The 14854-nt window shown below is 61.6% G+C and carries 15 protein-coding genes and 1 pseudogene; 2 read left to right on the forward strand and 14 right to left on the reverse strand.

What is annotated here, in order from left to right:
- Positions 1–32 precede the first annotated feature (32 nt).
- Positions 33–554, forward strand: a pseudogene (locus AC0L2K_RS23630) (IS481 family transposase); the annotation flags it as partial.
- Here AC0L2K_RS23630 and AC0L2K_RS23635 read toward each other — a convergent pair.
- A complete protein-coding gene (locus tag AC0L2K_RS23635; protein ID WP_473512909.1) occupies positions 491–1255 on the reverse strand; it encodes a Crp/Fnr family transcriptional regulator in 765 nt (254 codons plus the stop codon). The pseudogene AC0L2K_RS23630 and the gene AC0L2K_RS23635 sit on opposite strands and share 64 nt — an antisense overlap.
- Positions 1256–1412: 157 nt before the next feature.
- Here AC0L2K_RS23635 and hemN point away from each other — a divergent pair, with 157 nt between their 5' ends.
- The gene (gene hemN / locus AC0L2K_RS23640) at positions 1413–2762 is read left to right on the forward strand and encodes an oxygen-independent coproporphyrinogen III oxidase (protein ID WP_473532504.1); all 1350 of its coding nucleotides are present in this window, start codon (positions 1413–1415) and stop codon (positions 2760–2762) included.
- Between the two features lie 152 nt (positions 2763–2914).
- On the opposite strand, the gene AC0L2K_RS23645 is transcribed toward hemN, so the two are convergent.
- The 13 genes from AC0L2K_RS23645 to AC0L2K_RS23705 all read right to left on the reverse strand — a co-directional run bounded on the left by AC0L2K_RS23645 (position 2915) and on the right by AC0L2K_RS23705 (position 14810).
- Positions 2915–3187 (reverse strand): DUF2274 domain-containing protein, encoded by a 273-nt coding sequence (locus tag AC0L2K_RS23645; protein WP_473479515.1) that lies wholly within the window; start codon positions 3185–3187, stop codon positions 2915–2917.
- Positions 3188–3199: 12 nt separating this feature from the next.
- Positions 3200–4414, reverse strand: a complete 1215-nt coding sequence (locus AC0L2K_RS23650) for a TraB/TrbI/VirB10 family type IV secretion system protein (protein ID WP_473532456.1) — start codon at positions 4412–4414, stop codon at positions 3200–3202.
- Between the two features lie 13 nt (positions 4415–4427).
- A complete protein-coding gene (trbG, locus tag AC0L2K_RS23655; protein ID WP_473532457.1) occupies positions 4428–5450 on the reverse strand; it encodes a P-type conjugative transfer protein TrbG in 1023 nt (340 codons plus the stop codon).
- The gene (gene trbF, locus AC0L2K_RS23660; RefSeq protein WP_473532458.1) at positions 5440–6171 is read right to left on the reverse strand and encodes a conjugal transfer protein TrbF; all 732 of its coding nucleotides are present in this window, start codon (positions 6169–6171) and stop codon (positions 5440–5442) included. Before trbF ends, trbG begins: the two co-directional genes overlap by 11 nt.
- Entirely contained in the window at positions 6172–7494 is a 1323-nt protein-coding gene (gene trbL / locus AC0L2K_RS23665; protein WP_473532459.1) for a P-type conjugative transfer protein TrbL, read from the reverse strand.
- A 29-nt stretch (positions 7495–7523) separates the two neighbouring features.
- Positions 7524–7661: a hypothetical protein gene (locus tag AC0L2K_RS23670; protein ID WP_473532460.1), complete on the reverse strand. Its 138-nt coding sequence runs from the start codon at positions 7659–7661 to the stop codon at positions 7524–7526.
- Positions 7662–7684: 23 nt separating this feature from the next.
- Positions 7685–8191, reverse strand: coding sequence for a P-type conjugative transfer protein TrbJ (trbJ, locus tag AC0L2K_RS23675; RefSeq protein ID WP_473532461.1), 507 nt, complete (start codon positions 8189–8191; stop codon positions 7685–7687).
- A gap of 53 nt (positions 8192–8244) precedes the next feature.
- On the reverse strand, positions 8245–10695 hold the full coding sequence (gene trbE, locus AC0L2K_RS23680) for a conjugal transfer protein TrbE (RefSeq protein ID WP_473532462.1): 2451 nt from the start codon (positions 10693–10695) through the stop codon (positions 8245–8247).
- Positions 10689–10961 (reverse strand): VirB3 family type IV secretion system protein, encoded by a 273-nt coding sequence (locus AC0L2K_RS23685; RefSeq protein ID WP_473532463.1) that lies wholly within the window; start codon positions 10959–10961, stop codon positions 10689–10691. Before AC0L2K_RS23685 ends, trbE begins: the two co-directional genes overlap by 7 nt.
- Positions 10961–11269 (reverse strand): TrbC/VirB2 family type IV secretion system protein, encoded by a 309-nt coding sequence (locus AC0L2K_RS23690; protein WP_008871922.1) that lies wholly within the window; start codon positions 11267–11269, stop codon positions 10961–10963. The genes AC0L2K_RS23685 and AC0L2K_RS23690 overlap by 1 nt, the downstream gene beginning before the upstream one ends.
- 11 nt (positions 11270–11280) lie before the next feature.
- A complete protein-coding gene (gene trbB / locus AC0L2K_RS23695) occupies positions 11281–12249 on the reverse strand; it encodes a P-type conjugative transfer ATPase TrbB (protein ID WP_473532464.1) in 969 nt (322 codons plus the stop codon).
- A complete protein-coding gene (locus AC0L2K_RS23700; protein ID WP_065010491.1) occupies positions 12246–12659 on the reverse strand; it encodes a CopG family transcriptional regulator in 414 nt (137 codons plus the stop codon). The genes trbB and AC0L2K_RS23700 overlap by 4 nt, the downstream gene beginning before the upstream one ends.
- A gap of 120 nt (positions 12660–12779) precedes the next feature.
- Entirely contained in the window at positions 12780–14810 is a 2031-nt protein-coding gene (locus AC0L2K_RS23705) for a conjugal transfer protein TraG (RefSeq protein ID WP_473532465.1), read from the reverse strand.
- Positions 14811–14854: the final 44 nt, after the last annotated feature.

Genomic DNA, 14854 nt, shown 5'->3' on the forward strand with positions numbered 1-14854 from the left:
GCCGCACGATTTTTCGGCAGCTAGGTTGACCTTCACGGCGGCCGGTGCGCTACGCCAAGCCTGCCCGACCAGACCGAGCTGACGATCGTCGCAACCAAGAAGGACAAGCCAACCCACTGGGCGCCAGGAAGATTAGGGAGCTCCTGATTAGGAGGCTCGCCGGCGATGTCCGCATACCCTCGAAGAGCACGGCGCATGCCTGCTCGATCGTCACGGCCTGTAAAGCGCGCCCGTCAGCGGCAGCGCTTCGGCACGCAATTATCACCAACGCGTTATGGTGCACGGACTTCTAAGGGGAGTTCCGGCGGGCGATGGTCGAATTGTGACGGTCACCGACCAGGCCTCGCGCTACCTGCTCGCCTGCGAAGCGCTCGAATCGAAGAAGGAAGGACCGGTCATCGAGGCCGCCATCCGCCTGTTCAGGGAACGCGGCCTGCCTTCCGCCATCAGGAGCGACAACGGCCTGTACCTTCTCTTCGCCGAACGGCCTCTATAACCTGTCCAGGCTGTCGGTCTTCTGGCTCAGGCTCGGCATCGACATCGAGCGCAGCCGGCTCATGCTGTCCACCGTCACATGGCGTGTGTTCTCGATCCGAATCACGCCGTCAGCCCGTAATTGCGTCAGCTGCCGGCTCACAGTCTCGTTCGTAATTCCAAGAAAATCAGACATCTCGGCGCGCGTCAGCGGCAGATCGAAGGACGCTGACCTGGCTACCGGGTCAACACCGGAATCCATATTCCGAGCGATCATGAGGAGAAAACTCGCCACCTTTTCCGATGCGGTCTTGCGCCCCAACGTCACCAGCCACTCGCGTGCTTCATCGAGTTCATTCAGCGTCTGCTTGAGCAGGCGATGCTCGAATTCCGGCGACCCCTTCATCATCCGTTCGACGGCTGCCCTTGGAAACGAGCACAGCGTGACAGCTGTCACCGCTTCCGCATTGATCGAGCTTTCCACCTTAAAAGGACGTCCCAGAAAATGCGGTGCAAACTGGAGACCGACGATCTGCTGGCGACCATCGGAAAGGCTCTTTGTCAGCTTAACCACGCCTGAAACCAGGTTCGAATAGCTGTCGACCGCCTGTGCGTCGCCGATCAGTTCCACTCCTGACTCGATCTGGCGCCGCGAGCAAGTCTTGGCGAGCCCAACCAAATTGTCTGGACGAAGCGAACCGCAGACGCCGCGATGCCGTGCTTCGCAATGGACGCAAAGAACGGGGATACCGGAAATGTAAATGTCTCGCCGTACTGACATGCGCTCGCTCAACCCGATCCCAAGTGCCGGCAGGATACCAATCTAAGGTAGAAAAATCCTTGCGGCAGTTTGTCCGAGTTGCTGATTGACCGAAATCAGGGCTTTGGCTTGCCAATAAGCCCAGAGTTCCAGCGATGCAAACATGGTGGACCACGACATGCAGTCCGAATTAGCTGCCCGGGTTGGCGAGAACGTCCCGCGTTATACCAGTTATCCGACTGCACCGCATTTCCACACGGGCGTCAATCCTGCGGTTTATCGTGGCTGGCTGGAGGCGCTCAAAAGTGGCGGCGAGATCTCGCTCTATCTGCACATCCCCTATTGCGACAGACTCTGCTGGTTCTGTGCGTGTCATACCAAACAGACGCGCCACTATGAGCCGGTGACGGCCTATCTGCGCTCGCTACACGCGGAGATCGCGACGGTTGCGGGACTCGTCAGCGGCAAGGGGCATGTCCGCGCAGTCCACTTCGGCGGCGGTTCGCCCACCATGCTGAAGCCCGGGGACATGGTGGCGCTTGGCGCGTTCTTGCGGGACAGCTTCGATTTTGTCCCGGACACAAAAATCAGCGTCGAGATCGATCCAAACGACATGGATGAGGCGCGCCTTGATGCGCTGGCCGAAATCGGCATGACCAGGGCGAGTCTCGGCGTCCAGGATTTTGAGCCAAAAGTGCAAAAGGCAATCAACCGCGAGCAAAGCTTTTTGCAAACGAAAGCTGTCGTCGACGGAGTTCGCTCCCGCGGCGTCGGTTCCGTCAATCTGGACCTGCTTTACGGATTGCCTCACCAGAGCAGGGAGAGCGTCTGTTCCACCGTAGCGCAGGCGCTGACCCTGGAACCGGACAGGATGGCGCTGTTCGGCTACGCGCATGTGCCCTGGTTCAAGAAGCATCAGACGATAATCAAAGAGGCGTGGCTGCCTGGCCCCACGGAGCGCTTGGCGCAATCGCAACTCGCCGCGCGAGCGATTGTGGACAAGGGGTATGAAGCAATAGGGCTCGATCATTTCGCCAAGCCAGGCGATGCCTTGGCGATAGCGGCGCGCGCAGGGGCTTTGCATCGCAGTTTTCAGGGCTACACGGAGGATCGCTGCGAGACACTGATCGGGTTTGGCCCTTCGTCCATCGGCCGTTTTCGCCAGGGCTACGTGCAGAACAATATTTCAACCGCCGAGTACGGAAGTATAGTCGCGCATGGCGGGCTGGCGGTTGTCCGCGGTATCGCGCTTTCCGACGACGACCGCGTTCGCGGCTGGATCATCGAGAGGCTAATGTGTGATTTCGCCTTCTCGGCAGTCGATCTGGTGGAACGCTTCGGCAAAGCCGGCCAGAAGCTCCTTCTTGAGTCGAGTACCATGGCCCTCCACGATCCCGTTCGATTGCTTGAACTGGATGGCGACCGTTTCGTCGTGCCGGCTGAAAGTCGCCCATTCGTCCGAAGCATCGCGGCCAGGTTCGACAAATATTTCCAAAGCGGAAGGGCCAGGCACTCGGTTGCAGTTTGAGCCAAAGAGTGCGGTCGCGGTGACGTGCTCCCCTGTTTGCCTCCATTTGTGAGTGAGCCTGTTCACGTGTGATCCTTGACGGATCGGGTTACATATTCAAGCGGAGTTAGCCCATCGAGGCTCGTGTGCGGGCGATTCACTCATTGCCTCGGTTACTCGGAATCTGAGCGTGCCAGACGCCGCGACTTCTCCGGCATGCTGGACGTCGGCAAACCTTCTTTTCTGGCCTTGGCAAACGCTCGGTCGCCTTCCAGAAACCCCGCCAGCATGAAAGGGATGAGTTCTGCCACTGTTTCAGACTCGCCATAGGCCTGACGATAAAGGGCAGCATACTCCTTGAGTGCTTGGCCCAACTCCGCGCTGACGGTGATGGTAATCTTCGAAGGTGTTCGGTCTGGAAGCTTTCCAAGTTTCAAGTTGGCCATATTCACTCCCGCTCAACTCGCGTATGGCCGTAGCACCAGATCCTTGTGCACGATGACGCGCAGTGGCCAACCTGGGCGGATGGTGATGGTGGGCTGAACATTGAGGTTCTTCTCGGTGATGCGCTGGCCGGCTTGACTGACGTTCTGCTGAGTGGATTCCCGGATCGCTTTGACCAGATCGCTTTCGTTTTCTCCAAAACTTAACTCGGTGCCGACGCCCAGCAATGTGGCCAGCGCGACTCCCTTGATCAGCTGCCAGGTGTGGAAATCGATCTTGTCCGCGAGCCCGGCATAGCCGGCAGTGTCTGTCGTCGGCAGATTGTCGATTTCGATCGAAGAACCGTCTGGCAGTATTATTCGCTGCCAAACCAGAAGCGCCCGTTTTTGCCCGAAAGCGACGACGCTGTCATAGGTCCCGATCAGCCGCGAGCCCTGCGGGATAAGCAGGATGCTGCCGGTGAGCGTATCGTGCACGTTCTCGGTGACCTGCGCGACGACAAACCCGGGCAAGTCGGAATTTATGCCGGTGATGAGACTTGCGGCGATCACGCTGCCGGCCATGAGCTGATTTGGAGAAGCTGGCGTCTGCAATGCATGCGGGTTGTAGATCCCGCTGGTGTTGCGCTGGCTGACAAAATCGAGCTTGCGTTGTTGATTGTTCTGATCGCCCTCAGCCGGGGCAACGGAATCTGACGGCCGAGCTGCATCAGATTGCGGAGGCGCCCCGAACGGCTGCTGGGCACTTTTCGCATTACCGCCGATGCCCGCCTCCTTGGGTTGATTTTCAATGCGGAAGAAGACTTGTGATTCGCGCGCCTCAATCGCCTGCTGGGCAACACGCTGCTCCTCGGCGGAGTTGTCCTGCCCTGGCGCGATGCCGAGCTGGCGCCTCCGCTCAAGGATGGGGCGACCGAGGTCGCCCGGCAGTGGTGGTCCAAGCACAGGAGGGTTCGGCTTCACTCCGGAATAGTCCTTGGGAAGTGTTTCAAGTCCTTCAGGGGTTGGCTTGCGGTCAGTGTTGTAGAGATCTTCCGCCTTTTCTTTGAAGCGAAGCGCCGGTCCCTGCAGCGCCATCATCGTGACGCCCAGGATGGCACCGGACCCGACGGCAGCGATGGCGACGATCACGCCGCGCCTGAACCGCACGGCGCGGCGGGGCGAGGCCCGTAACTGCAGCTGCTCGGGATCGAGTTTTGGCGGAGCATCGGATGGGGAAGTGTCGGTCATAAGGCCCCTCTCCTCACCTGCTGGAGCGCGCAAAGAGAGATACGCGACGCGGCGGTTGACGGCCGTCCGTCCTTGTGATGCGCACCACTTGCTGCTGCTTGGTGCCGAGGCGTAGTTCGGCCGCGGCGAAGAGCCGATCGACAATGTAGTAGTTGCCGCGCATGCGGTAGTTGGCGAGCTGGTTGTCCCCGTCAGAGCCGACGATGAAGAGTGGCGGGGCATCTCCCTGGTCTATGCGGCGCGGGAACTCGATATAAACCTTGCTGCCATCATCGAAGGCTCGCGTCGGTCTCCAGGGCGGTGTGTCGCCCGTAATCGAGTAGCGAAAGCGAATGTTTTCGAGCGCCACGTTCGCCGCCACCGGCATGGTAGCCTCGGCCTGAGCGTTGCGCTGGCGGAGCGCGACGATCTGGTCCTCGCTGTATGTCCAGGAGATCGCCGCCATAGCGGTCTTATCGGTGCTTTGAAGCTGCAAATGGTAGGTGCGTCGTTCCGTGGTGATCACCAGATTGGTGCTAAGCCCCGGCGCGAAGGGCTTTACCAGCACATGGGTGCGCTGGTCGTCACCGGTGCCGCTGACGGTATCGCCGATGACCCAGCGCACCGTGTCGCCGGCCGACACGGCTGTCAGTTTCTCGCCCGGCTGTAGGGCGATATCGGTGACGCGCTCCGGCGCGGCATAGAGCTGATAAAGCGCGCCATCGGTGAAGGGATAGACCTGCACCGCATTGACGTAGCCGTACCGGGTGGGTTGCTGCGTCGCCGCCTTGTTGGCGTCGGCGACGCGTTCTTCAGGAGAGCGCTTGTCGGCGATTTTGCCCGGTTCTGGCTGCAACTGGCCGGGGAGCGGCAACGGCTTTGGCACCTCGACTATCTTGACCGGTGTCTCTGGCGCCTTCTCGATTGCCGCTGCTTTGAAGTCGGCAGCATCATACGAAATCTCAGGCGGCACCGGCTTTGATGCGCAGGCCGAGAGAACTGCTGCCGATGCGGATAGGATCAGCGCGGCACGGAACGATTGGGCTCTATTTGTCATCGGCGGGCTCCTTCGGGGAAACGGATGTCGGTGCGGCACTGTCGAGCTCGCGCGACCAGTCGATGGCGTTGATGAAGACACCGAGCGGATTGTTGCGCAGCTGATCCGTATTGCTTGGCGGGCGGATCACGATGGTGAGGATCGCGGTCCAGCGCGTGGTGCTGGCAAGGCTGCCGCGCTCAAAGACCTGCTCAGTCCATTTAACCTGGAACGAGCTGTCGGAAGCCCTGACCACACTGGTCACCTGGACGGACACGCTGCGCGTTCCGATCTGACCGAAGGGATCGTTCGCCTTGGCGTACTCATTGAGGAAGAGTGCCGCACGGTCGGTGGAAAAGTCGTAAGCCGCCAGCCAGTTCTGCCGCACCAGCACCGGATCAGTGGAGACGGAACGGACATTCTGGATGAAGCGGCCGAGGTGCCAGGCTATCTGGGCCTCGGAGGGCTCGTAGCCTTGGATCGCCGGCGCGACGGCGCGTGCCTCGCCGAAGCGGTCGACCTCGACGACGTAAGGCACAACACGGCTCTGCATCGACTGCCATACGAGTCCGCCAGAGAGCCCGGTCGCCAAGGCCAGACAGCCGAGGGCCATGAGCCGCCAGTTCCTAGCCTGTACTCGAGATGAGCCGATGCGCTCGTCCCATAGCTGGGCGGCCTTTTGATACGGCGTGACCGGTTCGGGTGTCTTGCCGTAACGTTGAACGGGTCGCTTGAACAGCATCTAGTCGTCCTTGTCGTTGAGAGATGGATTGGCGCTGCCTCCCTGGCTGTCGCCTTCACGGACAGCCTGCATGGCGGCGTGGCGGTGGGCACGGGCGGTCTGTTCGGAACGCAAGCGCCTTGCCCACGTCGGAGCGGCATTAGGGTCTGCAGCGGTTGGGTTTCCAGTCATGGACGCGGTGGGCGCACCACCGATCGCGGTCCGTGCGGCTTCCCGGCCGTCATCGGCGCTGCGCCCGAACGTTCCCGCGGCAGCTCTTGCTGCTCGCATCGCGGCGCCGCCGGCGGCACTGGTCACGCCCCGCAATCCAGCAGCCACACCGGACAGGCCGGTGTGGGGCGAGGTTGCTCGCCCGATCTGCCAGGCCGTTAAAGCAGCCGATCCCATCGTTGTGCCGGCCCGAATTGCGGCGAGACTGCCGCCGGTTGCCATGCGCGCGCCAGTAAATGCCGTGCCTCCGGCAACGAGCGATGCACCAGCTGCCGCCGCAGTAGTGCCAAGGGCGGCGCCCGCGCCAAGCTGCGGCGCGCCGGACACTAGACCCGACGCGATGCCGGGTCCAAAGATGCCGAGCCCAAGCAGCGCCAGCGCGCCCAGCACCTGTGACATGGCGGCGGCCAGGTCCGGCTCCTTGCCTTGCAGCGCGGAAGCAAACTCGCCGAAGAGGGTGGAGCCGATGCCGACGATGACGGCAAGTACCATCACCTTGATGCCTGAAGAGATGACATTGCCGAGCACGCGCTCGGCCAGAAACGCCGATCGATTCCAGAGTGCGAAGGGAACCAGAACAAAGCCGGCAAGCGTGGTGAGCTTGAACTCAAGGATTGTGATGAACAGCTGAATGGAAAGGATGAAGAATGCGATGATGACCAGGAACCAGGCCATGAGCAGCACGAAGATGGTGAGCGCGTTGCCGAAGATTTCTGGAAAGCCGAGCAGCTGACTTGCCTGATCAAGCAGCGGCCAAGCGCCTTCGAAACCGGTCGCGGCGATGCGGCCCGGGCGCAGGAGATTGTCTGGGGAGAGATTGCCGGAGGACGCGTTGATGCCGAGCCCGGCAAAGGAGCGATAGATGATGTCGGCGAGGTTCTTAAAATTGTTCAAGATGAAGGCGAAGACGCCGACAAAGAGCACCTTGCGGGTAAGCCGGCCGAGAATGTTGGGCTCATCGCCGAGCGCCCAGGCCAGCCCGGCCAGCGTGATGTCGATGCCGATCAGGATGGTGGTGAGGAAGGCGACGTCGCCCGAAAGCAGACCGAACCCGCTGTCAATATAGCGGATGAACGTCTCCATGAAGCGATCGATGACGCCAAGGTCGTTCATGCCGCCGCCTTCCTCGTCAGAGTTGGTGATCAATTGCCGGGATAGGCCGAGCCGGTACCCAGGAAGCGCTTGGTCGTCTCGCGGGCGGCTTCCTCGGACTGCGCCTTGCGCGCGGCATCCTCGGCCTCAGCTCGAAACTGAGTCGCGAGCAGCGTTTGGATCTGCATCTGCTGCTTGGTTGAAAGCGCGATCAGCTGGTTGGTGGCCTGGCTTGCCTGAAGCGCACCGGCTGCCCCTTGGCTGCGGTTGACGAGATCGGCAAGCAGGTCGCCGTCGGCGCGGACGTTCTCGACGATCTGCGACTGACCCGCATGGTCTGGCGGAACGCCTGCATGGCGCTCTGCCAGCGCTCGCGCGCAGCGGTTGCCACATCGCTGACCTTGATCGTGGCCTCGTAGCTTTCTGGATATTGGCTGCGCCACTGGTCTTGAAGCTTGCCCAGATCAAAGCTGAGGCCACTCGCCTGGTCCATCAAACCGTCAATGCGATGGAGCGAACCGGTGAGTTGGCCCACGGAAGAGAAATCCAGACGCTGAAGATTGCGCGCCATGTTCTGCAGCATGGTTGCCTGGTTCTGCAGCGACTGGATCTGGTTGTTGATCTGCTCCAGCGCGCGCGCCGCCGTCAGCACGTTCTGAGTATAATTGGATGGATCGAACACGATAAGGGCGTAGGCCGGCTGCACATAGTCGGCCATTGGCTTGGCGATCAGGGAAACGGTGATCAGGCTGGTGAAAAGACGGCGTCCAATCATGAGGATTGCTCCATGTCTGGTTGAGGGAATTGCTGGAGAAGCTCGGCAGCCCAATCGAGCCCGCGCGCGCTCAGAAAGCGGGAGGCAAAGCTGTCTTGCCCGTTTTCGGACTGGATTTTGTCGATCAGGGTCTGCGTCGCCGGATCGGAAGCGCCGCAAAGCGCAAGAGTGATGGGGCCAAGCCCGAGCTCGAAGAGACGGTTTCCGCTACGTGACTGAAGATAGTAGTGGCGCTTCGGCGTGGCGCGGGCGATCAATTCGATCTGCCGCTCGTTCAAGCCGAAGCGCTCGTAGGCTGCCCGCGCGTGCGGTTCCACAGCACGATCATTGGGAAGGAAAATGCGCTGGGGGCAGCTCTCGACGATCGCCGGCGCGATTGAACAGCCCGCGATATCAGCCAGCGATTGCGTAGCGAAGATCACCGAAACATTCCGCTTTCGGAGCACCTTCAGCCATTCGCGGATGCGGGCGGCGAAGAGCGGATTGTCGAGATAGAGCCAAGCCTCGTCGAGCATCAGCAGCGTCGGCCGTCCATCGAACCGCTCTTCAAGACGATGGAACAGGTAAGTGAGCACAGGCAGCACAGCGCCTTGGCTCTGCATCAGCTCTTCCGTCTCGAAACACTGCACATTCGATAAGGCCAGCCGATCATCATCGGCGTCGAGCAGGCGGCCGAAAGGACCGTCGAGTGTGTAGGGCATCAACGCGGACTTCAGCCTGTTGGACTGAAGCAGGACCGAAAGGCCGGTCAGCGTGCGTTCCTGCGCCGGCGCGGTGGCAAGGCTGGTGAGTGCCGACCAGATTGCCTCCTTCACCTCCGGCGTGACGGTGACATTCTCATGGGCAATGAGGCCGGCAATCCACTCGGCTGCCCAACTGCGGGCAGCCTGGTCGCGGATATTGCGCAGGGGCTGGAAGGCGAGCGCACCGTCAGCACCCAGTGCGTGGTGTTCTCCACCCGTGGCAAGGACTGCCGCGCGCGTTGAATTGCCTTTGTCGAAGACATAGACCTGCGCGCCGGCATAGCGCCGGAACTGCAGTGCAATCAGGGCAAGCAGCACCGATTTGCCGGCGCCGGTCGGGCCAACGATCAGCATGTGGCCGACATCGTCGACATGGGTGGATAGCCGGAATGGTGTCGACCCGTTGGTCTCTGCGAACAGAAGTGGCGAGGCCTCTCGCTGGGTGACCTTGGCGAGATGCTCGTTCGCCGTAGGACCTGCCCAGACCGACGACAACGGCATGAGATGCGCAAGGTTCAATGTGTGAACGAGCGGCTGGCGAACATTGGCATAGATATGACCAGGCAGCGAGCCGAGCCACGCCTCGACCGCATTGACGCTTTCGCGGATGGTGGTGAAGCCGAGCCCATTGATGATGCGCTCGACCGCGCGAAGTTTCTCCGCGGCGGCTTGATGGTCCTCATCCCACACTGTCACCGTTGTGGTGAGATAACCGAAGCCGACATGGTCGCCGCCCAACGCCTGAAGGGCTGCGTCGGCATCGAGCGCCTTGTTGTCGGCATCGCTGTCGACCAGCGGGACAGGTTCGTTGGTCACGACCTCGCGCAGGATGGCCGCGATCGACTTGCGCTTGGCAAACCACTGGCGGCGCAACCGTGTCAGCGTCTTCGTGGCTTCCGTCTTGTCGAGCGGGATGAAGCGCGTCACCCAGCGATAGGCGAAATCCTGATGATTCAACGCGTCGAGAATTCCGGGCCGGGTGAGATTCGGGAATCCGAGGACGGTAAGGGTGCGAAGATGGTGTTCGCCGAGCATCGGCTCCAAGCCGCCCGTAAGCGGCGCGTCGACCAGGATGCCGTCGAGATACATCGGCGTTTCCGGGACAGCGAGTGGATGGCGGCGGGTCGAGATTGTGCCGTGCAGGTAAGTCAGGGTCTCGGCATCGTCGAGCACGCGCACCTCGGGCATGAAGCCGGACAAAAGATCGAGGACCCGGTCGGTCTCGTCGCGAAACCGCGCCAGCTCCTGGGGCCAGTCTCTCCCGCCGCCAGATTGGTGTGCGTCAACGAGCGCGCTTTCAGCCCTCGCCCGTGCGTCCGGGGGCGGCATGAACAGCAAAGTCAGATGATAGCGGCTCTCGTAATGCGCGACCTTGCCCTCGAAGGCCGCGCGTCGTTCTTCATCGACCAGCCAAGACGCGGCGTCGGGAAAGGTCGAGTTAGGATAGCCGAGCGCCTCTATGCGCTCGGCTTCGAAGAACAATGCCCAGCCGGAGCCGAGCCTTCTCAACGCGTTGTTTGCCCGGGCGCAGATGCCGACAAGTTCTGCTTCCGTCGCGCTTTCGAGATCGGGCCCGCGGAACCGTAAGGTCCGCTGAAAGGTGCCGTCCTTATTGAGCACGATGCTGGGCGCGACGAGCGCTGCCCAGGGCAGATGGTCCGCAAGTTTGTCGGCTTTGCTGCGGTATTCTGACAGGTTCAGCATGCCAACCATCCCTTCAGACGAAGGTGACGAACGAGCACGCTGGCGAAGTCTGGATCGCGTCTTGTGGCAAAGACCGCCAGCGTGTGGCCGGCAATCCACAGCACCAGCCCAGCGATCCACTGCTGCAAACCGAAGCCGATAGCTGCGGCCACCGTGCCGTTGAGGATCGCCACCGCTCGCGGTGCACCGCCCAGCAGGATGGCTTCGGTCAATGCCCGGTGAACGGGAACCGCGAAGCCCTCAATATGCTGCTCTCCAGCGGCCATCAGACGAGTGCTCCGCCGCCAAAGGAGAAGAAGGAGAGAAAGAAGCTCGATGCCGCGAAGGCGATCGACAGCCCGAAGACGATCTGGATCAGCCGGCGGAAACCGCCTGCGGTGTCACCGAAGGCAAGGGTTAAGCCCGTGGTGATGATGATGATCACGGCGATAATCTTGGCGACCGGTCCCTGTACAGACTCCAGGATCTGCTGCAGCGGCTGTTCCCAAGGCATGCCGGAGCCTGCTGCGCGGGCTGAGACCGTGAGAACAAGCACGAGCGCGGTGGACGAAAGAAAGCGAAGCTTCTTGCACATGAATTGGCCTTTCAAAACTGCTGAAGTTGCGGGAGCGTCAGTTGGGTGACGGCGTAATCGCCGCTGCCGTCGAGACCGGTGACCTCGGCGATGGCGTCAATGCGGCGCGAGGATCCGCGCCCGGCGATGAAGACAATCAGATCGATGGCATCGGCGATCAGACGGCGTGGTACAGTGACGACGCCTTCCTGCGCGAGTTGCTCGATCCGGTAGAGGGCGGAGCGCGCCGAATTGGCGTGAACCGTTGCGATGCCGCCGGGGTGGCCAGTGTTCCATGCCTTCAGCATATCGAGGGCTTCCGCACCCCGGACTTCGCCGACGACGATGCGGTCGGGCCTGAGCCGCAGTGTCGAGCGTACGAGATCGGCAAGCGTCACCGAGCCCCGTCTTGTCCTGAGTGCAACGCAGTCCTTGGCAGCGCACTGCAGCTCGCGTGTGTCTTCGATCAAGATCACCCGCTCGTCGCATTCCGCGACTTCGACCAGCAGCGCATTGGCGAGCGTGGTTTTACCCGACGACGTGCCGCCTGCGACCAATATGTTGCGCCGCTCGCGCACGGCCTTCCTCAGCGCATCGGCCTGCAGCGGCAGCATGATTTGGTCGGCGACATAGTTGGCCAACGTGTAGAGTTTTGCGGCCGGTTTACGGATGGCGAAGCATGGCGCCAGAACGACTGGCGGCAACAGCCCCTCGAAGCGCTCACCCGAGGGCAGTTCGGCGCTGACGATCGGACTACCCGCATGCGCCTCGGCACGCACATGGGAAGCGACCAGGCGAACGATGCGTTCCGCCTCGGATGGGTGCATATGCACGCCGGTACCGACCCGACCTTCTCCCAGCCGGTCGAGCCGCAGCGCACCGTCGGGATTGACCATCACCTCGACAACAGATGAATCGGCAAGGGCCTCAGCGATTGCCGGGCCCATGGCGGTGCGCAACATGGCACGATGGCGATGGTCGACCTCCGGATGAGAACTCATCCTTCCCCTCCCCCGCCATTATCCGTCCCAAGCGACCGTTTGCCGGAGGCGATCTGGCGGCCCACTTGCTCGACGAATTTGTCGAAGCGCTCCTGGGCAATCGCTTGCGTCGCCCTGTCCGGGACTGGCGTGTGAGCATGAAGCGTGATAGAAAAGCGAATGAAGAGCGCCAGGCTCTCTAGGATCATCTCGACGTCGCGTCTGAGATGACCGAGGTCACGAGAAAGACGGTCGAGCCTTACGCCGTAGCGCCGGTCGAGCTCGTTCTCGCCACGCCGCTCGATAAAGGCCTCGACTGCCTTCGCCACGATCGCTGATTTGGTCGTCGATGGATCGCGGTTGAGGTCGTCCAGTTTCTTGCTCAGGTCGGGTTCGAGCAGAAACTGATGACGAATGCGCTGAGGGCTCATGTGGCTCGTTCCAACTGTCCCAGCGCTGTTGCGCGGGCGGGAACGAGCATCGGCGACTTCCTCGAAATTGCTTATGGCCGTTATCTACGCTGATTTGCGCTCTGTCTTCGGCAGCTTCTTTCAGAAGCCGGGTACGATGTCCTTGTTGTCGCCCGTTCCCTCGTTGATGCCATAGGCGCGTGCGGCAGTGGAAATTCGGTCCATCACGCGCCTGTCGGCAACTGCCTCGCTATCATCGTCCGCGGGCTTGAGCAGGTCGTCCCGGTCGGGCTCCAGGGTGACGGCTGTATGCTCTTCAGGCAGACCCGGATGTCGCTGTTGCTGGACACCTCCTTCATCTTCAATTGCCTCGCCCGCGCTTTCGCCGCCGCCAGCAAGACGGCGGTCAACGCCCCGCACCTGCCCGATCCAACAGTCCGGGCGCGGTACTGGCCGATCCGCGTAAGCGCCGTCGCGCAATACCGGCGCAGAAAGCACGCGCTCGGTGAAATTTTGATCCTGGTAGTAGCGCAGCTTCTTCGCCCGGATCGGCGGCAGCCCTGAAACCAACACCAGTTCATCGGCTTGCGGCAACTGCATCACCTCGCCCGGTGTCAATAGTGGGCGGGCGGTCTCCTGGCGGCTAACCATCACGTGCGACAGCCAGGGGGCCAAGCGATGGCCGGCATAGTTGCGCATGGACCTCAGCTCCGTTGCCGTGCCGAGCGCGTCCGAAATGCGTTTGGCCGTGCGCTCGTCATTGGAGGAAAAGGCAATCCGCACATGGCAGTTGTCGAGAATGGCATTGTTGTCCCCATACGCCTTGGAGATCTGGTTCAAGGATTGCGCGATCAGATATGCACGGATGCCATAGCCGGCCATGAAGGCGAGCGCGGTTTCGAAGAAATCAAGGCGACCGAGCGCCGGGAATTCGTCCAGCATCATGAGCAGTTGATGGGTCCTGCTCTTCTTAGGATCCCCCTCCAGCCGCTCTGTCAGACGCCTGCCGATCTGATTGAGCACAAGTCGCACCAGCGGCTTCATGCGCGAGATGTCCGATGGCGGCACGACCAGATAGAGTGACATCGGTCGCTCAGCATCCAGGAGGTCGGCAATGCGCCAGTCGCAGGCTGATGTCGCTGCCGCCACCGTAGGATCGCGATAGAGGCCGAGGAACGACATGGCGGTCGAAAGAACGCCTGAACGCTCGTTCTCCGACTTGTTCAACACCTCGCGAGCTGCCGAGGCCACGACAGGATGGACCTGGGGCTTATCCGCCGCGCCGAGATGGTTGGTCGTCATCATCCGCCGTAGTGTCGCGGCAAACGAGCGTTGCGGGTCCGACAGGAAGGTGGCGACGCGAGCGAGCGTCTTTTCCTCTTCGGCGTAAAGCACGTGCAAAATGGCGCCGACCAAGAGTGAGTGACTGGTTTTCTCCCAGTGGTTCCGCCGGTCCAGCGCGCCTTCCGGATCTACCAGGATGTCGGCGATGTTCTGGACGTCGCGGACCTCGTCTGGACCTTTTCGTACCTCCAGCAGCGGGTTATAGCGCGCCGACCTCGGATCGGTCGGATTGAACAGAAGACAGTAGGAGAACTTCGAGCGCCAGCCGGAGGTCAACTGCCAGTTCTCGCCTTTTATATCGTGAATGACGGCCGAGCCGGTCCAGGACAGAAGAGTTGGAACAACCAGTCCGATGCCCTTGCCTGATCGTGTTGGGGCAAAGGCCATGACGTGCTCGGGCCCGTCATGGCGCAGATAACGATCCTTCAGCTTGCCTAGGAAAACGCCGGCCGGCCGAAACAGCCCTGCCGTCTCGATCTCGTGAGTCGCGGCCCACCTTGACGACCCATATGTGGTGACCGACCCGAGCTGTCGCGCGCGCCAGAGCGAGCCGGCGATCGCGGCGGCACAGCCCACGAACCCACTGGCGCCGGCAAGCGCACCGGCCTTATCGAAGACCTCGGGCGCATAAGCGTCGAAGTGGAACCACCATTCGAACAGTTTCCACGGCTTGTAGATCTGCCAGCCAGCCGCGACTAACCATGGCGCGCCGAGTGGCGGTTGATGGCCGAGCATGTGGGCGCACCACTGCGTGGCCGCCCATACGCCGAGTATCACGATTGCGAACACGACGGCGATCTGCCCAATCAGCAACTTCGTAGGCGTCATTGGCTTGCTCCGCAGTTCTGGACATGCGGGGCCAAGCATCGCGC

The sequence above is a fragment of the Mesorhizobium sp. WSM4817 genome (assembly GCF_055811135.1).